The sequence below is a fragment of the Streptomyces sp. NRRL F-2580 genome (genome assembly GCF_000720115.1).
GTDB lineage: Bacteria > Actinomycetota > Actinomycetes > Streptomycetales > Streptomycetaceae > Streptomyces.
This window is the reverse complement of record NZ_JOIR01000029.1, coordinates 69,091-92,821: the sequence shown is the minus strand read 5'-3', so window position 1 is coordinate 92,821 and position 23,731 is coordinate 69,091. Positions and strand designations below refer to the sequence as shown.

Genomic DNA, 23,731 nt, shown 5'->3' with positions numbered 1-23,731 from the left:
GGTAGCTGACGTTCCGTCAGAACTGAACGTCGGAGCAGGCGTAGAAGGCCATCGGGGTGTCGTTGACGGTCCAGACGGCCAGGATCAGGTGCCGGCCCGACTTGCCGCTCGGCATCGCCCCCTGGTGGACGGTGGTCATGGCGGGGCGGGCACCGTTGTAGGCGACGGTGAGGAAGGGCTGGGGTTCGAGGTCGGCGCGGGTGAGGGCCTTGGTGCCGGTCCAGCCGTTCTTGGTGACGTAGTACTTGAAGTCGGTGGTGGAGTGGTTGGCGGTGAACTGCCACCGGAAGGCGTAGCTCTGCCCGCTGGTCACCTTGGTGGTGGGCCAGGCGCCACCGCGCGGGTTGTCGAGCTCGGCGAACTGCGAGAGCCCGCCGGAACATATCTTGCCGTCGGCGGGGCCGGCGGCCGGGAAGCCCTTGAATCCCTCGACGCTCTGCGGCTCCCACTGGATCGCGCCGCAGTCGGAGACGGTCTTGTTGGCGCAGAGCTTCTGGCGGCTGATGGGGGTGTCGGTGTAGCCGTGGCTGCTGGCGCTGGGGGCGCCGATGAGGGTGATGCCGGCGACGAGGCCGAGGCCGAGCGCGGCGACGCCGGCCCGTCCGGGCATGCGGACGTTACGCATGATGCTCCTTGAACGTGGGGGGAGTTCGACGAGAGCGCGCGCTTGTGTGTGTGCGTGTGCGTGTGCACGTGTGGGGATTTCAGGTCTAGACCAAGTCCCAGATTATTGACGAGAGTTGGCCATGTCCATACCAATGGGAGAACGGGTGGTCCGGTTGCTTCCGGCCACCCGTTCTCGTCCCGCTCGTCCCGCTCGTCGTGCTGCCCGGGGTGCTACTCCGAGCGCCCCGTGTAGAAGGCGACCGTGAGGTCCTTCACCAGGGCCTTGCGCTCGTAGTCGTCGAGCTCGACCAGCCCGCGCGAGGTCAGCCGGTGCACGGTGTCGTCGACCGCGTCCACGACCGAGGTCAGCACGGTGTCCCGGTGCTTGGCGTCGATCGCCGCGACCCGGCGGCGGCGCATGGCCTCGGCGACCTCGGCGGCGTACTCGATCCGGGTCGGCTGGGCCGAGAACACCTCGATCCCGACGGCCTCGGTTTCGGCCGCCAGCATCCGGGTCAGCGCGTCACCGACGGCCTCGGCGTCGCGCAGGGTCGGCGCGTCCTCGTGGAAGGCGTCGGCTGGGAGCTGGGACAGTACGCGGGCCATGGCCGACTCGACCTGCTCGGCGAGGTACTCCGTGTGGTCCTCGACGGCGAGCATGGCCCGGGCCGTGTCCTTGACCTGCCAGACGACCTGCACGACGACCTGGAGGGCGAGGCCGCCGGAGTCCACGGCGGGCATGGGGTCGCTGCGCCAGTGCCGCAGCCGTACGTCGACCCGGCGGCGCAGCAGGAGGGGGCTGACCCAGGTCAGGCCGGTACGGCGGACCGTGCCGCGGTAGCGGCCGAAGAGGGTGAGCACCCAGGCGTGGCCGGTGCGGGCCCGGCCGAGGCCGCCGAGCGCGACGAGGGCGACGACGCCGAGGAAGGCGAGCGGGGGCCAGTGGGTGGCGCGCAGGCCGTGGTAGGCGCGGGGGGTCGCGCCGAAGGCGGCCACGAAGGGGGCGGGGACGGCCCCGGCCCGCCAGAGCACGGCGGTGCAGCCGGCGAGGGCGATGCCGCCTACGGCCACGCCGATCCAGCCGGGCAGCACCGGGCCGCGGCGCTCCCGCAGCCGGTCGTCGCCGCGGGGGACCCGGCGGCCGGGGGCGGGCCGGGGGGTGGCCCGGGACCGGCCGGGCCGGGGGGCGGGCGCCGGCATCGGCTTCGGGTCGCCGCGGAAGGGGAGGTGCACCGGCACCTCGGTGACGGAGGTGCCGCGTTGCCGCCCGAAGCGGGGGACGTCCTCGCGGTCGCCCTCCGCCGGGGGCTTGTCCAGGCCGCGCGACACGGCCTGGGCGACGATCTCGGCCGCACCGGGGCCGGGCACCCCGGAGTACGCGGCAACGGGCTCGGGCTCGGGGCCGGGCTCGGGGCCGGGCTTGGGCTCGGGCTCGGGCTCGGGCTTGATGGTCCGCAGGCTCAGGGTGGCCACCCCGGCGGCCTGGGCCTCCGCGTCCTGCGGGTGCGGGATCTCCGGGCCGGCGGCGGCCGCCGGCTCGGACTCGGACTCGGACTGCGCCCGAGCCGCCGGCACCTCCGGACCGTGCGACGGCACCGGTTCGTCGGCCTGCGCCGAGCGGTCCACCGGGGCCGCGGTCCAGCCGAACGAGGTCTCCGCCGGGGCACCCGCCCCGGCCTCCTCGCGCGGCGCGCCCACGGCCGCCGTTGCGGCCGGGCCGGACGAGGCGGAGGCCACGGCCAAGGCCTCCGCCTCCCACGCCGGGTGCTCGCGCGGCGCCTGCGCTGCCACGCCGGAGTCCGGGCGCGGCACGGCGACGGCCACGGCCGAGCCGTGCGCTCCGACGACCTCGGGCTCCGCCCCCACGGACCGCGCGGCGCGGCCGGGCCCGCCGTGGGCGACGGCGACCTGCGCGAAGTCCGGCCCGGGGACCGGCTCCGGCCCGGCCGCCGCCCACGCCGGGCGTGCCTGCGGTGCGGCCGGTGCCGGGCGGGACGGGGCGGCGGGGGCGGGTGCGGCCGTACGAACGGGCTCCGGCTCCGCGGCCGCCCACGCCAAGTGGGAGCGGGGCCCTTCGGATGCCGTCCGGGAGACAGGTGCGGGCTCGCCCCGGCCGGGCCCGGCTGGGGCGACGGCTGCCGACGCCGTACGGGGGTCCGGGCCGGGGACGGGCTCCGGCTCGGCCGTCCGTCCCGCGCGGACCTGGGCGCCGGACCCGGATCCGGCGGCGGCAGCGGGCGCGGGCCGCAGCTCGGTCGCCCACCCCGGGTGGGAGCGCGGCCCTTCCGGTGCCGTCCGCGAGACGGGCGCGGGCCCGCCGTACGCGGCGGCGGCCGGCTCCGGGAACGCGCGCTCCGCGCGGGGCGTGGATACGGCCGCGGGAGCGAGTGCCGCCGGCTCCGGCTCCGCGGCCGGCCACGCCGGGTGGGAGCGCGGTCCTTCCGGTGCCGGGCGGGACCCGGGCCCGGCCGGCGTGCCCCGGCCGGGCCCTGCTTGAGCGGCGGGGGCCGGCGCCGGGTGCGCGCGATCCGCGGCCGGGGCCGTGTGGGCGGGCTCCGGGCCGGCGGCCGCCCACGCCGGGCGGGACCCGGGCGCGACTCGGGCGGCGGGGGCCGGCGCCGGGTGCGCGCGATCCGCGGCCGGGGCCGTGTGGGCGGGCTCCGGCCCGGCGGCTGCCCACGCCGGGCGGGACCCGGGCGCGACTCGGGCGGGTCCGGCCGGGACGACGGCGGCGGGCTGCGGCACCGCCGGCCGCGCCGTCGGCGGTACGCGGAGGGTGCCCGTCGTTGAGGTGGTGCGCGTGGGGAACATCGTTACCTCCGTCATGCGAACAGCCGGCGCCAGGTTTCCGGGCCCGGGTAGCCGTTGGCCGAGGCGCCGCGCCAGCCCTGTGCGCGCTGGAACGCCTCGACGTTGCGGCGGTCGGCCTCACCCCAGCGGGGGCCCGGGCCGGATGTGTAGTACTTGCCGAAGCCCTTCTTGACCAGCTGCCGACCGAGGGCCTCGACGGCCGCGTTCGACTGGCCCGGGCGGAACAGCGCGGCCCCCGGGTAGGCCCGTACGCCGCCCGGTCCCGGGGCCGCACCCACCAGCGGCGCGATGTCGCTGCCCTGCTTCTCGACGAGCAGGCGCCAGGTGTGCGCGCCGGGGATGCCGTCGGCGTCGGCGCCCGACCAGCCCTGGGCACGCTGGAAGGCCTGGGTGGCGAGCTTGTCGTGGTCGCTCCACGTCCGGTCCGCCACCCCCTTGGGGTAGAAGCGGTACGCGCCGCGCTCGATCAGCATCCGGCCCAGCTGCGCCACGAAGTCGTTCGTGGCGCCCGGGGCGAACTTGTCCGCGCCCGGGAAGGTCTTGGCGTCGCCCGGCTTCGGGCCCGCCGCCGGAGGTTCGGGGACGACGCCCGGGACCTCCGGAACGAGCCCGCCCGTCACCCCGTTGAACCGGTACGGGACGTACTTGGCCGCGTTGCTCCAGTATCCGTAGGGCGTGGCCAGCTTCCGCGTGTTGGGGCGCGTCTGCTCGTAGGCGACGTAGTGCGTGCGCGTCTCGTCGACCCAGCCGCCGAAGAGGACCACGTGCGAGCCGTTGTTGGGGTCCGCCGGGTTGTGGAAGAGCAGCATGTCCCCCGGCAGCAGCTCCTCTTTGGTGATCTTGGTGGCGAATTTGTCGAGGCTGCCGGTCCACTCGTTCGAGCCGAGGTTCCAGGCCATGGAGACGTAGCCCGAGCAGTCCTGCCGGTAGCCGTCCGTGAAGTACGTGGACATGCTGTACGGGACCTGCGCGTCCAGCCACAGCTTCGCCCGGGTGATGATCGTCGTGCGGTCGATCCGCTTCACCGCGCCGGGCTTGGCGGGGGCGCCGGGCCGGCCGACCGGGCCGCCCGGGCCGTGCAGCGGGGTGCGGCCGCCCTGCGGGGAGCCGGGGTCGTCCAGGGCCACCGGGCCGGTGGCCGGGGTGGTCACGGCCACCGCGGCCGCGCTTCCACCACCCAGGACCACTCCCGCGGCCGTGGCCAGGACCAGCACCCGGCGGGCGCCGCGGACCGCGGGGTGGCCCCCGTCACGCAGGGGTATGGCCCGCGCGCGGGCGAGGGAGCGGCGGCGCTGGGCGCATCCCCGGCACACACAGTCACCCGCGGGCTCGTACTCCTCGAAAGCGGGCATCGGCATCTGCACATGCGTCGGAAGCTGCGTCGTCATGCGGATCCGTCCACTCCCCTGCTCGTCCCCTGCTCGTCCACTGGTCGCCCGGGCTCGCATCTGATAAAGCATCAGATGTGCACGGCGCAGACATATCGTGCACGATAGACCCTTCAAACATGGGTTAATCGGACAATGCGGGCGTGGCTGGTCATGAGCACCCGCGGAGGTGGGGTAGAGTTTTCCCTGTCAGCAAGCGCCGCTAGCTCAGTTGGTTAGAGCAGCTGACTCTTAATCAGCGGGTCCGGGGTTCGAGTCCCTGGCGGCGCACAGACGGAGGAAGCCCCCCGCAGCGAAAGCTGCGGGGGGCTTCTTCGTTCCCGGTCCGACTGCCGTTCGGGCCACCGCCGGTCGGACCGCCGCCGGACCGCCTCAGACCGCCGTCAGACCGCCGTGCCCGGGCGGGCTCCCACGCCCGTCAGGTAGGCGGAGACCACCACGTTCGCCGTGTACTCCTTGGCCGCCTTGTCGTAGGTGCCGCCGCAGGTCACCAGCCTCAGCTCCGCCCGGCCCCGGACCCGCGGGCCGTACGCCTTGTGCGCGTCGAAGTCCGCGCGCTCGTAGACCCGTACGTCCTCGATCGTGAACTCGGCGACCGATCCGTCCGCCCGCACCACCCGCACCTTGTCACCCGGTTGGACCGTGCTCAGGCCGTAGAACACAGCCGGCTTGGAGCGGGTGTCCACGTGCCCCACCATCAGCGCCGCCCCGGCCGTCCCCGGCTGGGCGCCCCGCCCCCACCAGCCCACCGTCCCCGGGCTCTCGTACGGGGGCGGTTCGAGCGCGCCGTCCTTGTCCAGGCCCCGGGAGATCACCGGGGCCTGGATGCCTATGGAGGGCACGTCGAGGCGCTGGGGCAGGGCCGCGGCGAGCGGGGCGTGCGCGGCCGGCAGCCCCGGGCCCACCGCTCCGCCGGCCTGGCCGGCCGGCGGGGCGGGCGCCACGGTGAGCTGGCGGCCCCACAGCCACAGGCCGAGCACCAGCACGGACCAGGCGGCGAAGGTCAGCAGCCGGCCGCCCCCGGAAACCCTGGCCTCACTCATCCGGCCCCCGCTCGTCCGGCCCCCGCTCGTCCGCCGTCCGGCCCCCGCTCATCGGCCCGCCTCATCCGCCGACCGCCTCACTCGCCGCTGCGGCGGCGGCGCAGGGCCAGCGCCCGGCCCGCGACGGCCAGGGTGGCGACGGCGGCCAGGATGGCGCCGATCACCGTGTGCGGCAGGCCCGGGCCGTCGCCGTGGTCCTTCTTGGCCGCCGCGGCGGCCGGCTTGCCCGCCTCCGCGAGTTCGGCGGACATGCCGCCGCCGCCCGCGTGGACCGGCCAGACCGGTGAGGCGTGGTGGGTGGGGTGGCGGTACTCCGAGATCTGGACGGAGCCGGTGACCTTGTCGTGGCCGTCGCACGTCACCCGGATGGAGTGCCAGCCGGGCGAGGCGTGCGAGCTGATCATCGCCTCGCCGTAGAGCGGGCTGCGGCCGCCGTCGCGGCCGTAGAGCTCGACGTCCGCGACGAAGACGGCGGACTTGGCCGCCCCTCTGGTGCCGTCACATCCGTTGACGCGCAGTTTGACCTGCGCTCCGGGGTGGGCCGGATCCGGGTCGACCGTGATGCTGCCGCGGTCACCGCGGTCCTCCTCGCCCGCCAGGGCGACGGGCGCGGACACCGCGGAGAACGCCGCCAGGGCGACGGACACGGCGGCGGCACGGACAGCGTTCGGGACACTGCGCATGGTGAACCTCCTCGTCAAGGAGATTCACGCGCGGCGCGCCGCTCCGCATCCGGAGCGGCGCCGTACGTGTCAGCCGTACGCCTCGAACGGGGTACGCCCTGTCGGCCGTACGCGCCCTGCGCGCCGCACGCGCCGTACGGCCGTACGCCTCAGACGAGGTCGACCAGGTCCGCGATCGAGTCAACCGTCTTGGTCGGGCGGTACGGGAACTTCTCGGTGTCCGCGACCGAGGTCAGGCCAGTGAGGACGAGGAAGGTCTGCATGCCCGCCTCCAGCCCGGCCAGCACGTCGGTGTCCATCCGGTCGCCGATCATCGCGCTGGTCTCCGAGTGCGCGCCGATGGCGTTCAGGCCGGTGCGCATCATCAGCGGGTTGGGCTTGCCGGCGAAGTACGGCTGCTTGCCGGTCGCCTTGGTGATCAGCGCGGCGACCGCGCCGGTGGCCGGGAGCGGGCCCTCGGTGGAGGGGCCGGTCTCGTCGGGGTTGGTGCAGATGAAGCGGGCGCCCGCGTTGATCAGGCGGACGGCCTTGGTCATGGCCTCGAAGCTGTACGTTCGGGTCTCGCCGAGGACCACGTAGTCGGGCTCGTGGTCGGTCAGGATGTAGCCGATGTCGTGCAGGGCGGTGGTCAGACCGGCCTCGCCGATGACGTACGCGGTGCCGCCCGGGCGCTGGTCGTCGAGGAACTTCGCGGTGGCCAGCGCGGAGGTCCAGATGTTCTCGACGGGCACGTCCAGACCCATGCGGGACAGGCGGGCCTGGAGGTCGCGCGGGGTGTAGATCGAGTTGTTGGTCAGGACCAGGAAGGGCTTGCCGGACTCGCGCAGCCGCTTGATGAAGGCATCGGCGCCAGGGATCGGGGTGCCCTCGTGGATGAGGACCCCGTCCATGTCGGTGAGCCAGGATTCGATCGGCTTGCGCTCTGCCACTGGACTGTTCTCCGCTCTCGGTGGCCCATGACCTATGGCCTCTGGCCTCTGGTCTGTACCACCCTATCGGGGCCGGGCTGTGGACGCCCTGGGCGTCCACAGCCCGGACCGCGGGGGCCCGCTCAGCCCAGCCGGGCGTTGTCGACGGTCCAGTACCAGTTGTTGTTCCCGCTGTAGCGGAAGCGGATCTGGAGGTCGGTGGCACCGGCCGGGACCTGGAGCGCGAGGGACTCGGCCTTGGCGACGGCGTCGGCGGGGTAGGACTTCACGACGGTCGGGGCGCCGCCGTCGTAGGAGACCAGGACCTGGGCGCTCTGACCGGCCTCCTGCCGGTAGTGGGTCTGGAAGGTCAGATTGCGGGTGCGGCCGCCGGTGACCGCCCACTTGGGGGTGATCAGGGTGGAGTCGAAGGTGCCCGTGTGGCTCGTGTCGTCCCACTCGTCGGAGTCGGCGACGGCGAAGACGTCACGGGAGCGGACGTTCAGCTCGCGCCACTGGTCACGCTGCGACCGGCTCCAGAACTCGTCGGTGGCGAAGGCCCAGCCGGCCCACTCGGTGACACCGCCGGTGCCCAACTTGGAGTTGTCCACGGACCAGCCGGCGGGCGGGGTGTGCGTGAAGCCCTTCACGCCCGCCGGGATGCCCGTCTCGTCCACGCGCGCCCGGAGGTTCGGGCGCAGGGTGTCGAAGGGGTCGTCGTCCGGGGCGTTCAGCGGGACCCCGTCGATGCCGGGGGCGCTCACGCCGACTTGGGCGAGCGCGGTCGCGGCCACGTCGACCAGCTTCACGTCGTCGCGGACCGAGCCGGCCGGGATGCCCGACTTGGGGATGCGGCCGTGCCCGGGAATGGCGGAAAGCACGGGTGAGCCGGGGCGGTGGCGCGGGGTCTGTTCCAAAGGTCGGGGCTCGGTCGGTTTAGGCCGGCGGGGCGGCCTGTTGTGGCCGGGGCCAAAGATCGGGGCTCCGCCCCGGACCCCGCGCCTCAAACGCCGGCGAGGCTGGTTTGGTGCGGCGGGGCCTGCTCGGGTGGGGGCCGGTTCCGGCGGGGCCGGGCAGCCGGGAGGGGGATCGGCAGGCGGTCGTGGGGACGGGGGCGGATCAGCGGCGGTCGTCAGGGTGCCGGAGTCGGCGGGCGCTCAGGAGAAGGCTGCCGCCGGTGGCGAGCGCGGCCACGGCGCCCGCTCCGTACGCCCACTCGCGCGGGCCGGTGTGGGCGAGGGAACCCGCTTCAACGGGGTCCTCCGGGCTCTCGACGGAGAAGCGGTAGCCGCCGGCCTCGCCGATCCAGTCACCGTCGTCGCCCTTGCGCTGGACGAGGGCGGCGTCGGCGAGGACCTCGCCGGTGGGGGCGTCGGGGGCGAAGGCCAGGCCGACCCTGACGGTCAGGGACCCGCCGGGGCCGACGGTGAAACCGGGGAAGGCGTCGCCGCCGTCGAAGACGGCGATGATCTCGTCGCGGTCGCTGCTCTCCAGGGTCGTGGGAAACGTGCCGCCGGGCGCGTCGAACTCCATCCGCAGGTGGGCGGGGCGCAGGGCGCGGGCCTTGTCGGTGAAGACGACGACGGGGTGGATGGCCGTGCACTCGGAGTCGGTGGTGTTGGTCAGGTCCAGGTACCAGGTCTGCGGGTCGCCGCCGGTGCGGTACACGGCCGGGCCGCCGCGGATGCGCGCACCGATGGGGAAGGCGGTGCTCTTCCCGTCGCCGCAGGTGGCCTGTGCGCGGGAGGGCAGCGCGGGTGCGGGTCGGGCCCCGCCGCCGGTCCCGATGTCCGCGGCCGCGGTGGGGGCGGTGGTGGCCACGAGTACGGCGGTGAGGGCAAGGGCTTTGCGCAGTCGCATGGAAGACCTTCGCTGCTCGCCGGACGGGATGATGATCGGACCAGGTGACTATCACCCTGGCCTGCCCGCACCGTGCCACGCCCGCGGACCCCCACCCCACGCGCCACGCCTGAGCCGTTCCGGTTTACGCCCGATGGGGTGATCCCCGCAGGGCGCCGAACGCACTTCCGCCCAGCTCTCCGACCCCTCGTCACGTTCGGCGCCCGAGGAGACGCCCCGGCGCGCGCCCGGCCCCGCCGGAACCGGCCCCCACCCGAGCAGGCCCCGCCGCACCAAACCAGCCTCGCCGCACAACTCCAGCCCCGCCGCATCAAACCCAGCCCCGCCGGCGTTTGAGGCGCGGGGTCCGGGGCGGAGCCCCGATCTTTGGCCTCGGCAACAACCGGCCGGCGCCAGAAAACCCGGCCCAAGCCACAGGCGGCGGAGCCGAGCCGCAGGCGGCAAGGCTAGCCGCGCCCGAACACCCGGCCCAGCACCAGCTCCGCGGCCCCCTCCGCCACCCCCACCTCCGCGAGCGCGACGAGAACCTCCGCCCCCCACCCCCGGAGGGCCAGCACCGACCGGATCCCCTCCAGGAACACCCCCGGCGCACCCGCCACCACCCGCCCACCGAGCAGCACCTGGTCGACGTCCAGCAGTGCGACCAGGTTCGCCGCCCCCTCCCCCAGGATCCGCGCCGCCTCGGGAAGATCACCCCGGGCCACCGCCCCCAGGCACAGCGCCTCCACGCAACCGCGTGCCCCGCACCGGCACGGCGGGCCGTCCAGCATGAGTACCTGGTGCCCGAACTCCCCCGCCGCCGAGCGCTCACCACGATAGACCTCGCCGCCCAGCCACAACCCCGCGCCGAGCCCGGTCCCGACGTGCAGGTACACGCAGGTGCGGGGTCCACCGCCGGCAAACGGATACGCATGCGCACCCGGCGCGGCATCGGCGACACGCCCGGCAGCCACGTCCCGCCAGGCATCCACATCCACGTTCGAAGCCGCATCCACATCCGCATCCGGCCAGGCGGCCCGGAGCCACGCCCCGGCCGCCGCGGCCGCACCGGCGTTCGTGTCCTTGTCCAGCAGCACCGGCAGACCCAGCCGCCCCTGCAGCACCCCTCGCAGTGGAAAGCCCTTCCAGCTCGGGAACCCCGTCACCCGCCCCATCGTCCCGGCCCGGTGGTCGAGTGGCCCCGGTGCGGCCACCCCGACGCCCAGGGGCGGCAGCCCGGTCGGGTCTCCGACCCGCGCGACCGCCCGTACGACCGCCTCCACCGCCGATTCCGGGCCGGCCCCGAAGTCCAGCGGGCCGGCGCCCTCGGCGACGACGCGGCCCGCCAGGTCGACCCGTACCGCTCGGAGCTCGTCCCGGTCCAGGTGCACTCCGACGGCGTGATGCACGTCCGGCACCAGCCGGAGCAGGGTGCGCGGTTTGCCGCCGGTGGACGCGGCTCGCCCGGCCTCGGCGATCAGCCCGTCCGCGCCGAGCCGGGCCGTGATCTTGCTGACGGCCTGCGGGGTGAGTCCCGTACGGGCCGCGAGCTCGGCGCGGCCCAGGCCCGCCGGGCCGGCGCCGCGCAGCAGGTCCAGCATCAGCGCCTCGTTGTACCCGCGCAGCGCCGGCAGGTTCACCCCGCCGCGTTCGTCACCGCTACCCCTGTTCACGAGTCCATTGTCCACCTTCCTTGCACTTCAGCAACACTGTTGCCAAAGTGGTGCCATGAGCAACCCCGCTTCCCCCTCCTCCCCCGCACCCCTCCGCGTCGGCCTCATCGGCTATGGACTCGCCGGTTCCGTCTTCCACGCCCCCCTCGTGGCCGCCACGGACGGACTCGTCCTCGACACCGTCGTCACCTCCGATCCGACCCGCCAGGCCCAGGCCCGCGCGGAGTTCCCCGACGTCCGCATCGCCGCCACCGCCGACGAACTGTGGGACCGGGACCTCGACCTCGTCGTGGTCGCCTCCCCCAACCGGACGCACGTCCCGCTCGCCACCACCGCCCTCGAAGCCGGGATCCCGGTGGTCGTGGACAAGCCGCTCGCCGCCACCGCCGCCGAGGCCCGCGCGCTGGCCGCCCTCGCGGACCGCAGCGGGACCTTCCTCTCCGTCTTCCAGAACCGCCGCTGGGACAACGACTTCCTCACGCTGCAGCGCCTCCTCGTGGAGGGCGAGCTCGGTGAGGTCCAGCGCTTCGAGTCCCGTTTCGAGCGCTGGCGCCCGCAGCTGAAGGGCGGCTGGCGCGAGTCGGGCGCCCCGGAGGAGATCGGCGGCCTGCTGTACGACCTCGGCAGCCACGTCGTGGACCAGGCGCTCGTGCTCTTCGGTCCGGCCGTACGGGTCTACGCGGAGACCGACGCGCGCCGCCCGGGAGCCGAGACCGACGACGACACCTTCATCGCCGTCACGCACGCGAACGGGGTCCGCTCCCACTTTTACGTCAGCGCGACCGCCGCCCAGCTGGGACCGCGGTTCCGGGTGCTCGGTTCGCGGGCCGGCTACGTGAAGTACGGACTCGACCCGCAGGAAGGCGCCCTGCGTGAGGGGCTGCGGCCGGACGGCGAGACGCCGTGGGGAGAGGAGCCCCCGCACCTGTGGGGGCGGGTGGGTTCCGGGGAGTCCCCGCTGACCGGCGGCGGGACCCCGCTGCCGACCGAGCCGGGCGACTACCCGGCGTACTACGCGGCGGTGGCGGCCGCCCTGCGCACGGGCGGGCCGGCCCCGGTCACGGCGCACGAGGCCGCGCACTGCCTCGACGTACTGGAGGCGGCGCGCAAGTCGTCCCGCGAGGGCGTGGTGGTGGAGATTCCCGCCGCACCGACCGGTTCGGAGTGAAAGACCGCGCGCGTACGAAAGGGGGGCGGGACCGCCGATGGCAGTCCCGCCCCCCTTTCGGGTGTTCCTAGGCGCTCTTGAACTCCTGGCGCTGACGGCCCAGGCCCTCGATCTCCACCTCGACGACGTCACCGGCGCGCAGGTACGGCTTCGGCTCCGGCTGGCCCATGGCCACGCCGCCCGGCGTACCCGTGACGATGACGTCGCCGGGGTAGAGGGTCATGAACTGGCTCAGGTACCGGACGACCTCGCCCACCGGGAAGATCTGGTCCGAGGTGTTGCCGTCCTGCTTCAGCTCGCCGTTGACCCACAGCTTCACGTCCAGGACCTGCGGGTCCGGGACCTCGTCGGCGGTGACCAGCCAGGGGCCGAGCGGGGTGAAGGTCTCGCAGTTCTTGCCCTTGTCCCAGGTGCCGCCGCGCTCGATCTGGAACTCGCGCTCCGAGACGTCGTTGACCAGCACGTAGCCGCCCACGTGGGCCAGGCCCTCCTCGGCGGAGGACAGGTAGCGGGCGGTGCTGCCGATGACGACGCCGAGCTCGGCCTCCCAGTCGGTCTTCACGCTGCCGCGCGGGATCAGCACGGTGTCGTCCGGGCCGACCACGGTGTCCGGGGCCTTCAGGAACAGGATCGGCTCGGCCGGCGGCTCCGCGCCGATCTCGGCCGCGTGCCCGAAGTAGTTCAGGCCGATGCCCACGACCTTGCCGACGCGGCCGACCGGCGCACCGATCCGGAGCCCTTCGGCGCCCAGGACCGGAAGCTCACCGGACTCGGCCGCGTCCCGTACCCGGGACAGCACGGAGTCGTCGGCCAGCAGGCCGCCGTCCACATCCGTGATCAGGCCGGACAGGTCACGCAGGGTCCCGTCCTGGTCGAGCAGCGCGGGGCGTTCCGACCCGACGGGTCCGACACGCAGCAGCTTCATGGGCATTCTCCCGTGGTCGTGGGTGGTCGGCCCATGGGCGTGCCACGGGCCGGCCGATGGGTTGCGGCCATCGGAGGATTGGTTGATCCTCCAAGAAGTCCGCCCCATCCGCAAGACCCTGTTCACGGACTGGAACGCCCTACTCCGCCGGCCGTCGCCACCCGCTCCACCTGCTCCGCCCAGGCCGCCTACGCCGCCTACGCCAGCTGTGCCACCTGTTCCGCCTGGCCCGCCTTTTCCGCGCGCTCGGCCCGCTCCTTGCGGTGCTGCAGCCAGATCCGCTCCGCCACCGACCACGCGGTGGTGGTCAGCAGGTACAGCCCAGCGGCCAGCGGCACCACGGCGGCCGTGATCAGCGTCCCGAACGAGAGCAGGGGCAGTACGCCGCCCAGCTTGCGCATGACCTCCTGCTGCTCGGCGGTCACCTCGGCCACGACCCCGGGCTTGGCGCCAGGCTTGGCGCCAGGCTTGGCGCCCGCCTTGGCCTTCGCCGCCCCCGGCTTGGCCTTGCCGCGGCCGGCCGGTGCCGCGGCGGCGGCAGCGGAAGCAGCGGCAGCGGAAGCAGCGGCCACGGCCGCCGCCTTGCGGCCCCGTACCGCGCTCCAGGCGGCGACCACCGCAATCGCCGCGAACAGCCCGAGGAACACCAGCCCCTGCGCCCCGAACGGGCCGCCCTCCCCCAGCGCCTCGGTCCACCGGGAGCCCAGCGGCGCGGCGAAGAGCCGGTGTCCGAGCAGCTCGTTGGCCTCGCCGCCGACCTTCGAGGAGGAGAACGCCTGGTACATCACGAAGAACACGGGCAGCTGGAGCAGCAGCGGCAGGCACCCCGCCGCCGGCGTCGCCCCGCGGAAGGCGGCCCGGCTCAGCGGGTGCAGGGCGAGCCGTACGAGCACGGTGAACAGCACGATCGCGGCGGCGGTCGCGGACTGGGCCAGTACCGGCTCCAGAAGCCGGCCCAGCTCAGCAACAAGGTGGGTGAAAACGGACACGTGGGCCCTCCGAAGGGTCTCGTCGAACGTCGAAAGACATGCATTTCGGCGTGACGACCCGCGAGGGGCGACAACAGTGATCAGTCAGCAGAAGGCGAGAACAAGCACGACAACAGGATGTACTGCGCGCCCCTACGCGGCCGTCAGGAGGGCGCGGCCGGGTGCCCTGGGCCGGGACCGGCCCGAGGCGTCGGGATCACGCTGCGGCAGGAACGCCGTGCGCTGCTCGCGATCACGTATCGCGGTGCGTATGCGGTGCGGCGGCACGGGCCGCACGAGCCGTGTGGCGGCGGCCAGGGCCTCGGTGCCCACGGCGACGGTGGCCGCGAGGGCGACCACGACGGCGCCCAGCCCGCTCTCGCCGGCGAACAGCCCGAGGACTCCCCCGAGCAGCACGAGAGGGAGCAGCACGGCGAGGGCTCGCGAGGCCCGGGCGAACACGTTGGCCATACGGACCTCCCCCTCTCCACTCCGGACTCCGGCACGCGCGTTCACGTACGCGTTCGATGGTAACGGGCCCCGCTGACAACGGAACCGGGCAGGGAGGACCTGAGGGTCAGGAGGGCCGGCTTGCGGGTCAGGAGGGCTTCAGGGTCCCCCAGACCACCAGCCGGTACTTGGAGCTGTACTCGGGCGTGCAGGTGGTGAGGGTGATGTACGCGCCGGGCTCGGCATATCCCTGGTCCGGCTTCACCACGCTCCGCGGCACGGGCGCGATCACACCGGTGTCCCGCTCGGTCGTCTCGCCCAGCGTCCTCCCGACCACGTAGGTGAACCTGCGCCCCCGTACCTCGACGATCAGCTCGTCGCCCGCCCGCAGCCGGTTGATGTACCGGAAGGGCTCGCCGTGGGTGTTCCGGTGGCCGGCCAGCGCGAGGTTCCCCCGTTCCCCGGGCCCGGCGGTCCCGGGGTACTGCCCGACGTAGCCCTTGTCGAGGACGGCCCGCTTGTCGATCCCCTGCGCGACGGGGACGACGAGCCCCAGGCGCGGGATGCGCAGGACGGCGTACGCCCGGTCCCGCTGCGCGACGGCGGGCCGGGCGGACCGGGACGGCCCGGCCCCGAGCCCGGCCGTCTCGGCGGGGACGGGTTCAGGTCCAGCTACGGGAACGGTCACGGCCGGCTCCGGAAGATCAGGTGCGCCAGACGGGCCAGGTGCGCCAGGTGCGCCAGGTGCGCCAGGTGCGGGATCCTGCCCCCAGGCCCGCTCCAGGGCCTGGACCCGGTCCTGCGCGGCGGCCGCGGCCTGCCGGTTGGTCCACCACACCTGGTGCACCACCAGCAACAACACCACCACGCCCACGGTGACGGTCAGCTCGGCGGCGGCCCACAGCACCCCCACGAGACCGGCCCGGCGCGCCCGCCGACCACTCCCCTGAACCACCACCGGTATGTGATCCCGCACGGGCGGCACCTTAAGTCCTCCCCCGTCAACTGACCAGCGGCAGTACGGTGTGAACCATGCGCCCCGACACGCCTGCCGAGCACATCGCCGAAGCCGAGCGCCTCATCCGCACGGCGACCCGCTACCCCGAGGACCAGGAGCCCTTGCTCCTCCAGGCCGCGGCCCACCTCGAACTGGCCGACGCACGCGACCGGGCGAGCGCCCTCTACGACCAACTCCTCTCCTCCTCCCCTTCCGACCCCCATCTGATCAAGGCCCTGCAGGCGGCGAACCTCTGGGAGTACGGCCACGAGCCGGAGGCCCGCGCCCTCATCTCGGGCATCCGCGCCGCCTCACCCAAGGACCCGGCGCCGTGGGAGGTCATCGCGGAAGCCCTGGAGGCCCACGACGAGTTGGAGGCCTCGCACGAGTGCTTCACCGAAGCGGCGACCCTCCTCATCACGGAGGACGACCCGCTCACCCAGGCCACCACCGCCCTCCTGACGGGTCGCCACCGGGTACGCCGCCTCCTCGGGCGCACGCACGACGACTGGGACATGGTCGCCGACACCCGTCACATCGGCCCGATCCCCCTGGACGAGCTCCACGACCCGAAGCGCATCTGGGCGCTCGGCTCCGACGACCCCGCCGAACTGCGCGCCGAGATCGCCCGCCTGCGCGCCGAACTGGGCGACCGCCGCGCGGCCCTCTCCCGCCCGTTCCCGGTGGCGATCCTCCACTGGCCCGCACGCGAACTGGCCGAGCTCGTCACCTCGTACCCCACCCTCGCCACGGAGTACGCCTCGCACGAGGCCCACCTGAGGGAGATCGAGACCTCGCTGCGCGCCCTGGCCGCCTCGGGCACCACGAACCTCGGCATCGTCACCGCGAGCGTCCCCTCCTACGAGGCCTTCGCGGCCTCCGAGAAGACCTCCCCGGCCTCCCCGTCCCTCCTGGCCGAATACGCCACCACCCTCGCCGCCCGCGGCAAAGCCACCCCCTGGCCCCCCACCCCCACCAACCCCTGCTGGTGCACGTCGGGCAAGCCGTACGCGGAATGCCACGGGGGCTGAAGAGCCCCGGGGGCGGCAGCCACCACGCTCCCACCCCCTAGGGGAGCCGGTTCGCCCACCGCTCGCGGTGCTTGCGCGCAAACTCGATGCCTATGTTGTGCCCCTTGGCTTGCGCAAGCGCCGCGCGGAACCGACCGGTGATTCCGTCGATCACGTCGAGTTCGTCCGTCAGCTGCAGTGCGCCTCGGTCGAACAACGCGTGGCAGTTGGGGCACAGGCACAGTACGTTTTCGATCCTGTCCTGGCCCAAGTGCGGCTTTCCGACGGCCTGTATGTGCGCTGCTTCGCTGTACGCCTCACCTTCCAGGGAAACGATCAGCCGCGCGCGACATATCTGGCAGGTGTTGTCGTACATCTTCTTCACCGCGCGCACGACCGTGGAGTCCCGCACCAATCGGTCCTGCGAGATGTAGCGCCGGGCCTGCTCCTCGAAGGGCGTCTCAGCGCAGCCCAACGGGTCCACCGGTTGAGGGGTCGGCAGCTGCCCAGGCTCGATCTTGAGCAGCTGGAACTGGCAGATGACGAAGCCTTCCTGTCCGACCGTCAGCCAGTGGTCGGCCACCCTGAACAGCCCGCGATAGCGGTATCCCTGGGTTGCTCGGCGGCGCTTGCCGCGGGTGACCCCGAGGCCTTCGATCACTCGTACGGGATGTCCCATGGCCTGGGATACGACCAGCGCAGCGTTGCCCCGCTCCCCAAGGGACTGATCGGCGACCATCCGCCCCGAGTCCCGGTCGCGGCCCCCTTCGCCCGTATAGACGATCACGTCGCCTTCATCGCGATCGTCTATGTACCCACCGGAGAGCACGATGGAGTCGGCGCCCGTCTTCTCGGTGCCCGCGATTCCGCGGCCGCTGAAGCGATGGACTCCGTGGGCGTGGAGCTCTACGTGCCCTTTGAACCAGTCCCCCTCAGCCACACCGTCAGGGGTACCGAACGCAACGGATCTTGAAGGCGCAGTCATGCGCGCATCATGCCAAAGGATCAATGGCGGGTCAGCGGTCGGCCGTGGTGTAGGCGGCTGCGGCCATTGTGGTGGCGGCGGTGAAGACGGCGGGCCAGGGGCCGATCTTCTTGGCCAAGGGGTGGGAGGCCGCGAAGGCGGCGATGTAGGCCGCGCCGAGGAGGGCCGTCGTCGTCGGGGTCGTGCGGCGGTGCCATTCGCGGGCGGCGACGGTGCCGGCGGCCGCGAGGACCACGCCGCCGAGGGGGCGCCTGCCGGTCCAGCGGGCGGCGGCGTAGCCGCCGACGAGGCCGGCTGCGGCCACGAGTGAGGTGGGGATCTGCGCCATGGTGGGGGCCTCCGGCCGTTCGGACGTCATCGGTCGAGGCTAACGCGCCCGCCGGGTGAAGCGGCGCGCGGCCGCCACCCCCAGCACCACGACGGCTCCGCCGAGGACACCGGGCGGGAGGGAGTCCTGAACGGCGCGGGGGAGCACCGCCATCACCCCCAGGATGATGAAGAACGCCACGGCGCAGCCCCCGAGAGCGACCAGGAGGCGGGTGATGAGGGTGTTCGTCGGCACGCTGGGCTCCGGGGTGTCATGCGAGTCGTACGGGTCCTGCGGGTCGTACGGGTGGTCCGGGTCCTGGGGTCCTGCGGGTCTGCGGGTCCTGCGGGGCCTGCGGGTCTGCGAGTCGTACGGGTCCTGCGGGTCTGCGAGTCGTACGGTCCTGCGGGTCTGCGGGTCTGCGGGTCTGCGAGTCGTGCTGTTCCTGCGGTTCCTGCGGGTCGTGCGATGCGTTCGGCTTCGCGCTCCACCCGTTCAACGTCCGCCCGTACGCCTCCGATACGGGCCGTCCGCGACACCGTACGGAAGTCGGATTTGTCGCACACCCTCCGGATCCGTGCACCTGCTCTCCAGGGAACCTTCCCGGCGTAGATTCACTCTCTGAGAGGGGCGATACGACCGAAGCCGCCCAAGCCGGCCCAAGGAGCTGCAAACGTGATCTGTTATGGACGGGCCGTCCTGGACCTGTCGGACGAACTCGCCGACGCCTACAGCGAGGTCTTCTCCGCTCCGCCGTGGAACGAAGGCGAAGAAACCATTCGCCAGTTCGCCGCCCGGCTCCAGGCCGACAGCCGCCGCACGGGGTTCCGTACCGCCTTCGCCCAGTCGGCCGTCGGCATCGACGGATTCGCCACCGCCTGGCTGACCCCCAGGACCTTCCCCACCGACCGGGCCTACGGACAGGTCACCGCACAGCTCGGCCGACCGCGCGTACGGGAACTCCTCATCGGCGCCCTGGAGATCGACGAGCTCGCCGTACGCCCGCACGCCCGCGGCCACGGCACCGGCCGCGCCCTCCTCGCCGAGATCACCGCCGACGCCCCGGACGCCCGCGCCTGGCTCCTCACCGCACGCATGGCCACCGACACCGTCGCCACCTACCGCCGGCTCGGCTGGCACGAGGTCACCCCGCTGCCCGGAACGGAGAACGGCGTCGTCGTCTTCCTCGCCCCGAACCACCCTTCGGCCTGAGCGTCGCCCGCACCCCACCGGGCATACCCCGGGCATGATCACACGCGTCGCCGTCGCCCAGCGCCAGCTCAACATGGCCACCCACCACCAGCTCAGGCGGGCCGGGATCCCGGCCGCCACCATCAGCGGCCGCAGCCGCCGCGCAGGGCCCTGGCAGCGGCTCCTGCCACGCGTGTACCTCCTGCAGACCGGCCCGCCGGACGCCCGGCAGCACGCGCTGTCCGCCGTCCTGTACGCCGCCGCGCCCGCCGCGGACCCGCTGTCCGGGGCGACCGCCGCCCTCACCGGCGGCGCCGCACTCGCACTCCTCGGCATCCGCGGCGCCCCGCCCGACCCGCTCCACGTCCTCGTACGCTCCCCGCGCACGGTGACGGCCACCGGCCGCGTCCGGCCCGCCCCGACCGCCCGCTGGCCCGCGACCATCCACATCCACGGCGTCCCCAGCGCCCGCCCGGTCCGGGCCGCCGCCGACTTCGCGGCCCGCACGGACGACCCCGACCTGGTGCGCTCCGTCCTCGCGAACGTCGTCCAGGGCGGCTGGTGCCACCCCCACGACCTGCACGCCGAACTGCGCGCCGGCCGCGTCCGGCACCGCCCCGCCGTCCGCGCCGCCGCCGCGGAACTGCTCGCCGGGGTCCGCTCGATCGCCGAGGGCCGCGCCCGCGACACCCTGTCGGCCACGGACCTGCCGGCACCGCTGTGGAACGCCCGCCTCTACGCGCCCGACGGCACGTTCCTCGCCACACCGGACGCGTACTGGCCCGAGGAGGGCGTGGCACTGGAGGTCGACTCCGCGGAGTACCACTACACGCGCGACGCCTGGCAGGCCACGCTGCACCGCCGGCTGCGCCTGGAGTCCCACGGCGTCCTGGTCGCCAGTACCACCCCGGCGATCCTCCGGGACCGGCCGGTGGACGTGATCGGCGCCCTGCGCGCCCTCCTCGCCCTGGGCGCGGCCCGCCCCGCGCCGCCGGGCGTCACCGCCCGCGGGCACGCCCAGCTGGAGCTGCCGCTCCCGTAGCGTCCTCTCCGGGGGCTACGCCCCGAAGGCGCGGGACACCGAATGGATCAGCAGGCCCGCCAGGGCGCCGACCACCGTGCCGTTGATCCGGATGAACTGCAGGTCGCGGCCGATGTGGGCCTCGATCTTGCGGGAGGTGTGCTCGGCGTCCCAGCCCGCCACCGTGTCCGTGATCAGCGAGGTGATCTCGGTCCGGTAGGTGGTGACTACGTAGACGACCGCGCCCTCGATCCAGCCCTCCAGCTTCGCCTGCAGCCCGCCGTCGGTGGCCAGCCGCGCGCCCAGGGAGATCAGCGAGGCGCGGACCCGCAGGCGCAGCTCGCTCTGCTCGTCCTCCGCCGCCGAGATGATCATCGAGCGGATCGCCGACCAGGCCGAGGCGATGACGTCCTGGACCTCGTCGCGCGCCAGGATCTCGGACTTGAGGCGCTCCACCCTCGCGCGCGTCTCGGTGTCCGACTGGAGGTCGGCCGCGAAGTCCCGCAGGAACCGGTCCACCGCCCCGCGCGCCGGGTGCTCGGGCACGTCCCGCATCTCCGTGACGAAACGGAGCAGCTCCTTGTAGACGCGCTCGCCCACCTTGCGGTCCACGAACCGCGGGGTCCAGCCGGGGGCGCCGCCCTGGACCGCGTCCGTGATCGAGTCCCCGTGCGTGACCAGCCAGTCGTGGGCCTTGGCGCAGATCAGGTCGACGGCCCGGCGGTGGCCGCCGTCCGCGACGACCCGACCCAGGGTCTTGCCGATGCCCGGCGCGATCTCGGCGGCCTCCGCGCGCCGGGTGATCGCCTCGCCGACGACGGCCTGCACGTCGGAGTCGCGCAGTACGGTCAGCGCCCCGCGCAGGGCGGCCGCCAGCTCGGCCGTGACCCGGTCCGCGTGGGCGGGCTCGGCCAGCCAGGCCCCGAGGCGGCCGCCGATGCCGAGCGCGTGGAGGCGGGCGCGGACCACGTCGGAGGAGAGGAAGTTCTCGCCGACGAACTCGCCGAGGGTGACGCCGAGCTGGTCCTTCTTGGTCGGGATGATCGCGGTGTGCGGGATGGGCAGGCCGAGCGGCCGCTTGAAGAGGGCGGTGACGGCGAACCAGTCCGCGAGCGCGCCGACCATGCCGGCCTCGGCCGCGGCGGCCACGTACGCGGCCCAGCCGCCGGCGCCCCACGCGTGCTGGGCGTACTTGGCCAGTACGTAGACCAGCGCGACCAGGATCAGCAGGCCGGTCGCGATGGTCTTCATCCGCCGGACACCGCGCCGGCGCTCCTCGTCCGCGGCGTTGAACACGAACGCTCCGCGGGCGGGCGGCGCTACGGGTGGTGGCGCCGGCGGCGGGGCGGTGCCTCCGGCTGTGCTGCGGTTCTCCACGTGCTCCTGCCTTCCCCCGGGGCGCCGGTTTTGTCTCCATAGCATCCGACTCCTGGGTAGCCCGAGGAGTTCCCGCCACGCCCTTTCGCTCCTGCGGGGGCTGCGGTACGGGAGGCCGCGCCCGGCCTCCCGCTCCCAGCGGGCCCCTGTACCGGAGCCCGAGCCCGGGCTGCCGCGCCGCGACGGGCCGTACGGTCGCCGCGCGCCGTGCCGGGCTGCCGCGCCGCGACGGGCCGTACGGGTCGCCGCGCCGTCCCGCTCCCGCGCGGGCTGCGGTACGGGAGGCTCGGTGCCCCGTGCCGTACGACCGGCGGGCTGCGGCGGGGAGAGCACCCCGGCCCCGCACCCCACGGGCCGCCGGCCCGGTAGCAGGCCGGGCCAGGGCCACGGTCCCTGTCCGGGTAGCTGCCACGACGGGGGGATGTCGCCCCGACCCCGAGCAACGGCACCCGGCGGCCGAAGCCGCACCACCGAGCGGCTCCGTCCGGGCCCCCTGGCGGGCGGTGCCGCAGGCCGGAGGCTTCGCGGGAGGCGCGGCGGGCGGAACACGGTCCCGTGCACCGCTTCTCGGCGCGCGGGCTGCCGTGAAGCATCGTGGTCGACGGGCGCCCGCAGGTGGCCATCGGACCGGCGTTACAGCTCCTTGCGGAGCGAAGGGCCGTCCAAGGGGCGCTTCGGGGGCTTGACCTTGATTTCGACGCCGCCCCAGAAGGCGAAGCCCGTGATGACGACCCGGGGGGCGCCCGGCACGGACGGGCCCGGGCTGTGGCGCTGGTCGAAGGCGCCCATGAAGCCGAAGCCCCGTACGTCGAGCTCCACCCCCGGCGGCACCGTGATCTCGATGCCGCCCATGATCGCGACGCAGTTGATCACCACCTCGCGCTGCGCGAAGTCCGCCTCGCGCAGGTCCAGTTCGCCGCCGCCCCAGAACGCCACCGCGTCGAAACGCGCGGGCACCGTCCAGCGGCCCTTGCGCTGGAACCCCGACATGACCGCGACCGCCGGCGTGGAGGTCCCCGCCCCGCCGATCCGCCCCGACCACGGCGCAGCCGCCGACCCGGCGGCCGGCACCGGCTGCGCGGCCGGCCCCGCCGCCGCCGGCAGGTCCCGAGTCAGCGGTTCCAGTTCCGCGTACGTCCGGGACTTGTACGCGACCTCCAGCCGCTCCTCGAATTCCTCCATGTCGAGCCGGCCCTCGGCGACGGCGTCCCGCAGACGCTCCGCCACCCGGTCCCGGTCGGCATCCGACGCCCTCAGCTCCGGCAACGGCTTCTCCGGCCGATCGTCACTCATGCGGACCAGACTATGCAGGGTTTCCCGGGAGTTGTACGGGGAGGACCTGGGCAGGTCCCTGAGATCGACCCCGGTTTTCCCCTGACCTGATCGGTTGATCGAGCCGCGGTGTCAGCCGCGGCCCGCGTACATGCGCGCGATCACGTCCTCGATGTCCGGCTCCCGCACCGACAGGTCCACCAGCGGGTACTCCGCCGCCACCGCCGCCACCAGCGGGGCCGCCGACGTCCCCGCCGGGAACGCCAGCCACTGCCGCGGCCCCTCCACCTTCACCACCCGCGCACCCGCCACCTCGATCGGCGCGAGCTCCCGCTCCAGGTCCACCACCAACGTCCGCTCGCCGGCCGCCTCCGAGCCCGCCGCGTGCAGACCGTCCAGCACCCCGTCGTACATCAGCCGCCCGTGGTCGATCACCATCACCCGCTCGCACAGCTGCTCGATGTCCTGGAGGTCGTGCGTGGTCAGCAGCACCGTCGTCCCGAGCTCCTCGTTCAACTGCCGCAGGAACCCCCGTACCTTCGCCTTGCTCACCACGTCGAGCCCGATCGTCGGCTCGTCCAGGTACAGCACCTCCGGATCGTGCAGCAGCGCCGCCGCGATGTCCCCGCGCATCCGCTGCCCAAGCGACAGCTGCCGTACCGGTACGTCGAGCAGCTCGGCCAGGTCCAGCCGGTCCACGCAGCGTTCCAGGTTCTCCGCGAACCGCGCCGCCGGGATCCGGTACATCCGCCGCATCAGCCCGTACGAGTCCTTCAGCGGCAGGTCCCACCACAGCGTGGTGCGCTGCCCGAAGACCACTCCGATCCGGTGCGCGAGGCGCATCCGCTCCCGCGACGGGTCGATGCCCGCGACCCGCAGCCGGCCGCCGCTCGGGGTCAGGATGCCGGTCAGCATCTTGATGGTGGTCGACTTCCCGGCGCCGTTGGGCCCGATGTAGCCGACCATCTCGCCCCGCGCGACCTCGAAGCTGATCCCGTCCACCGCCCGCACCTGGCGTTTCTCCCGGCGCATCAGACTCACCCGGCGCCGTACGTCGAAGACCTTCTCGACCCCGTCCAGCGAGATCAGCGCATCCGCGTCAGCCACAG

Annotated in this window: 23 protein-coding genes and 1 tRNA gene; 5 read left to right on the top strand and 19 right to left on the bottom strand. The window is 73.8% G+C overall.

Going from position 1 to position 23,731, the window contains the following annotated elements; all coding sequences use genetic code 11:
* Positions 1-16: 16 nt before the first annotated feature.
* The 3 genes from IF88_RS0127420 to IF88_RS0127410 form a co-directional block, all read right to left on the bottom strand.
* Positions 17-610 (bottom strand): lytic polysaccharide monooxygenase auxiliary activity family 9 protein, encoded by a 594-nt coding sequence (locus tag IF88_RS0127420; protein ID WP_030718064.1) that lies wholly within the window; start codon positions 608-610, stop codon positions 17-19.
* A gap of 227 nt (positions 611-837) precedes the next feature.
* Positions 838-2,664 carry an SPFH domain-containing protein gene (locus IF88_RS49135; RefSeq protein WP_267884533.1) on the bottom strand — a complete coding sequence of 609 codons (1,827 nt, stop codon included), beginning with the start codon at positions 2,662-2,664 and terminating at the stop codon, positions 838-840.
* A 764-nt stretch (positions 2,665-3,428) separates the two neighbouring features.
* Entirely contained in the window at positions 3,429-4,775 is a 1,347-nt protein-coding gene (locus IF88_RS0127410; RefSeq protein WP_030718058.1) for a peptidoglycan-binding protein, read from the bottom strand.
* A gap of 226 nt (positions 4,776-5,001) precedes the next feature.
* Here IF88_RS0127410 and IF88_RS0127405 point away from each other — a divergent pair.
* Positions 5,002-5,075 (top strand) — tRNA-Lys (locus tag IF88_RS0127405).
* A gap of 113 nt (positions 5,076-5,188) precedes the next feature.
* On the opposite strand, the gene IF88_RS0127400 is transcribed toward IF88_RS0127405, so the two are convergent.
* From IF88_RS0127400 to IF88_RS0127375, 6 genes are all read right to left on the bottom strand, one after another.
* Positions 5,189-5,848, bottom strand: a complete 660-nt coding sequence (locus IF88_RS0127400; protein WP_030718055.1) for a class F sortase — start codon at positions 5,846-5,848, stop codon at positions 5,189-5,191.
* 77 nt (positions 5,849-5,925) lie between these two features.
* Positions 5,926-6,531, bottom strand: a complete 606-nt coding sequence (locus tag IF88_RS0127395; RefSeq protein ID WP_030718052.1) for a hypothetical protein — start codon at positions 6,529-6,531, stop codon at positions 5,926-5,928.
* Positions 6,532-6,680: 149 nt separating this feature from the next.
* Positions 6,681-7,460 carry an HAD-IIA family hydrolase gene (locus IF88_RS0127390; protein WP_030718049.1) on the bottom strand — a complete coding sequence of 260 codons (780 nt, stop codon included), beginning with the start codon at positions 7,458-7,460 and terminating at the stop codon, positions 6,681-6,683.
* A 122-nt stretch (positions 7,461-7,582) separates the two neighbouring features.
* Entirely contained in the window at positions 7,583-8,320 is a 738-nt protein-coding gene (locus IF88_RS0127385; RefSeq protein ID WP_199808143.1) for a hypothetical protein, read from the bottom strand.
* Between the two features lie 238 nt (positions 8,321-8,558).
* Positions 8,559-9,299: a hypothetical protein gene (locus IF88_RS0127380; RefSeq protein WP_051837646.1), complete on the bottom strand. Its 741-nt coding sequence runs from the start codon at positions 9,297-9,299 to the stop codon at positions 8,559-8,561.
* A 446-nt stretch (positions 9,300-9,745) separates the two neighbouring features.
* A complete protein-coding gene (locus tag IF88_RS0127375; RefSeq protein WP_078893186.1) occupies positions 9,746-10,879 on the bottom strand; it encodes an ROK family transcriptional regulator in 1,134 nt (377 codons plus the stop codon).
* Positions 10,880-11,006: 127 nt separating this feature from the next.
* Between IF88_RS0127375 and IF88_RS0127370 the strand changes: the two genes are divergently transcribed.
* A complete protein-coding gene (locus IF88_RS0127370) occupies positions 11,007-12,119 on the top strand; it encodes a Gfo/Idh/MocA family oxidoreductase (protein WP_030718036.1) in 1,113 nt (370 codons plus the stop codon).
* Between the two features lie 67 nt (positions 12,120-12,186).
* Here the strand turns inward: IF88_RS0127370 and IF88_RS0127365 are convergent, their stop codons facing one another.
* The 4 genes from IF88_RS0127365 to IF88_RS0127350 all read right to left on the bottom strand — a co-directional run bounded on the left by IF88_RS0127365 (position 12,187) and on the right by IF88_RS0127350 (position 15,438).
* A complete protein-coding gene (locus IF88_RS0127365; protein ID WP_030718033.1) occupies positions 12,187-13,044 on the bottom strand; it encodes a fumarylacetoacetate hydrolase family protein in 858 nt (285 codons plus the stop codon).
* A gap of 197 nt (positions 13,045-13,241) precedes the next feature.
* Positions 13,242-14,033, bottom strand: a complete 792-nt coding sequence (locus IF88_RS0127360; RefSeq protein WP_051837642.1) for a YidC/Oxa1 family membrane protein insertase — start codon at positions 14,031-14,033, stop codon at positions 13,242-13,244.
* 132 nt (positions 14,034-14,165) lie between these two features.
* Positions 14,166-14,483, bottom strand: coding sequence for a DUF6412 domain-containing protein (locus IF88_RS0127355; protein ID WP_030718027.1), 318 nt, complete (start codon positions 14,481-14,483; stop codon positions 14,166-14,168).
* A 127-nt stretch (positions 14,484-14,610) separates the two neighbouring features.
* Positions 14,611-15,438: a class E sortase gene (locus IF88_RS0127350; protein WP_234323721.1), complete on the bottom strand. Its 828-nt coding sequence runs from the start codon at positions 15,436-15,438 to the stop codon at positions 14,611-14,613.
* 56 nt (positions 15,439-15,494) lie between these two features.
* Here IF88_RS0127350 and IF88_RS0127345 point away from each other — a divergent pair, with 56 nt between their 5' ends.
* Complete coding sequence (locus IF88_RS0127345) at positions 15,495-16,490, top strand: SEC-C domain-containing protein (RefSeq protein WP_030718021.1); 996 nt, start codon at positions 15,495-15,497, stop codon at positions 16,488-16,490.
* 37 nt (positions 16,491-16,527) lie between these two features.
* On the opposite strand, the gene IF88_RS0127340 is transcribed toward IF88_RS0127345, so the two are convergent.
* The 3 genes from IF88_RS0127340 to IF88_RS0127330 are packed head-to-tail and all read right to left on the bottom strand — an operon-like array spanning position 16,528 to position 18,016.
* Entirely contained in the window at positions 16,528-17,454 is a 927-nt protein-coding gene (locus tag IF88_RS0127340) for a YDG/SRA domain-containing protein (RefSeq protein ID WP_030718016.1), read from the bottom strand.
* A 31-nt stretch (positions 17,455-17,485) separates the two neighbouring features.
* Complete coding sequence (locus IF88_RS0127335) at positions 17,486-17,812, bottom strand: hypothetical protein (protein ID WP_030718013.1); 327 nt, start codon at positions 17,810-17,812, stop codon at positions 17,486-17,488.
* A 9-nt stretch (positions 17,813-17,821) separates the two neighbouring features.
* Complete coding sequence (locus IF88_RS0127330) at positions 17,822-18,016, bottom strand: hypothetical protein (protein ID WP_030718010.1); 195 nt, start codon at positions 18,014-18,016, stop codon at positions 17,822-17,824.
* Positions 18,017-18,436: 420 nt separating this feature from the next.
* On the opposite strand from IF88_RS0127330, the gene IF88_RS0127325 reads away from it, so the two are divergent.
* Positions 18,437-18,973 carry a GNAT family N-acetyltransferase gene (locus tag IF88_RS0127325; protein WP_037807215.1) on the top strand — a complete coding sequence of 179 codons (537 nt, stop codon included), beginning with the start codon at positions 18,437-18,439 and terminating at the stop codon, positions 18,971-18,973.
* Between the two features lie 34 nt (positions 18,974-19,007).
* Complete coding sequence (locus IF88_RS0127320; RefSeq protein WP_051837638.1) at positions 19,008-19,994, top strand: hypothetical protein; 987 nt, start codon at positions 19,008-19,010, stop codon at positions 19,992-19,994.
* A gap of 15 nt (positions 19,995-20,009) precedes the next feature.
* Here the strand turns inward: IF88_RS0127320 and IF88_RS0127315 are convergent, their stop codons facing one another.
* The 3 genes from IF88_RS0127315 to IF88_RS0127305 form a co-directional block, all read right to left on the bottom strand.
* Entirely contained in the window at positions 20,010-21,395 is a 1,386-nt protein-coding gene (locus IF88_RS0127315) for a DUF445 domain-containing protein (protein ID WP_078893177.1), read from the bottom strand.
* Positions 21,396-21,983: 588 nt separating this feature from the next.
* The gene (locus IF88_RS0127310; protein ID WP_030718004.1) at positions 21,984-22,643 is read right to left on the bottom strand and encodes a DUF1707 SHOCT-like domain-containing protein; all 660 of its coding nucleotides are present in this window, start codon (positions 22,641-22,643) and stop codon (positions 21,984-21,986) included.
* A 111-nt stretch (positions 22,644-22,754) separates the two neighbouring features.
* Positions 22,755-23,729: an ABC transporter ATP-binding protein gene (locus tag IF88_RS0127305; RefSeq protein WP_037807214.1), complete on the bottom strand. Its 975-nt coding sequence runs from the start codon at positions 23,727-23,729 to the stop codon at positions 22,755-22,757.
* Between the last annotated feature and the right edge of the window lie 2 nt (positions 23,730-23,731).

What these genes read in the sequence shown, in the direction of transcription:
- IF88_RS0127410 (WP_030718058.1), bottom strand. Translation starts at nt 4,775, where the DNA reads ATGCCGATGCCCGCTTTCGAGGAGTACGAGCCCGCGGGTGACTGTGTG.
- IF88_RS0127340 (WP_030718016.1), bottom strand. Translation starts at nt 17,454, where the DNA reads ATGACTGCGCCTTCAAGATCCGTTGCGTTCGGTACCCCTGACGGTGTG.
- IF88_RS0127365 (WP_030718033.1), bottom strand. Translation starts at nt 13,044, where the DNA reads ATGAAGCTGCTGCGTGTCGGACCCGTCGGGTCGGAACGCCCCGCGCTG.
- IF88_RS0127310 (WP_030718004.1), bottom strand. Translation starts at nt 22,643, where the DNA reads ATGAGTGACGATCGGCCGGAGAAGCCGTTGCCGGAGCTGAGGGCGTCG.
- IF88_RS0127375 (WP_078893186.1), bottom strand. Translation starts at nt 10,879, where the DNA reads ATGCTGGACCTGCTGCGCGGCGCCGGCCCGGCGGGCCTGGGCCGCGCC.
- IF88_RS0127320 (WP_051837638.1), top strand. Translation starts at nt 19,008, where the DNA reads ATGATCACACGCGTCGCCGTCGCCCAGCGCCAGCTCAACATGGCCACC.
- IF88_RS0127380 (WP_051837646.1), bottom strand. Translation starts at nt 9,299, where the DNA reads ATGCGACTGCGCAAAGCCCTTGCCCTCACCGCCGTACTCGTGGCCACC.
- IF88_RS0127400 (WP_030718055.1), bottom strand. Translation starts at nt 5,848, where the DNA reads ATGAGTGAGGCCAGGGTTTCCGGGGGCGGCCGGCTGCTGACCTTCGCC.
- IF88_RS0127395 (WP_030718052.1), bottom strand. Translation starts at nt 6,531, where the DNA reads ATGCGCAGTGTCCCGAACGCTGTCCGTGCCGCCGCCGTGTCCGTCGCC.
- IF88_RS0127355 (WP_030718027.1), bottom strand. Translation starts at nt 14,483, where the DNA reads ATGGCCAACGTGTTCGCCCGGGCCTCGCGAGCCCTCGCCGTGCTGCTC.
- IF88_RS0127370 (WP_030718036.1), top strand. Translation starts at nt 11,007, where the DNA reads ATGAGCAACCCCGCTTCCCCCTCCTCCCCCGCACCCCTCCGCGTCGGC.
- IF88_RS0127335 (WP_030718013.1), bottom strand. Translation starts at nt 17,812, where the DNA reads ATGACGTCCGAACGGCCGGAGGCCCCCACCATGGCGCAGATCCCCACC.
- IF88_RS0127315 (WP_078893177.1), bottom strand. Translation starts at nt 21,395, where the DNA reads ATGCTATGGAGACAAAACCGGCGCCCCGGGGGAAGGCAGGAGCACGTG.
- IF88_RS0127420 (WP_030718064.1), bottom strand. Translation starts at nt 610, where the DNA reads ATGCCCGGACGGGCCGGCGTCGCCGCGCTCGGCCTCGGCCTCGTCGCC.
- IF88_RS0127345 (WP_030718021.1), top strand. Translation starts at nt 15,495, where the DNA reads ATGCGCCCCGACACGCCTGCCGAGCACATCGCCGAAGCCGAGCGCCTC.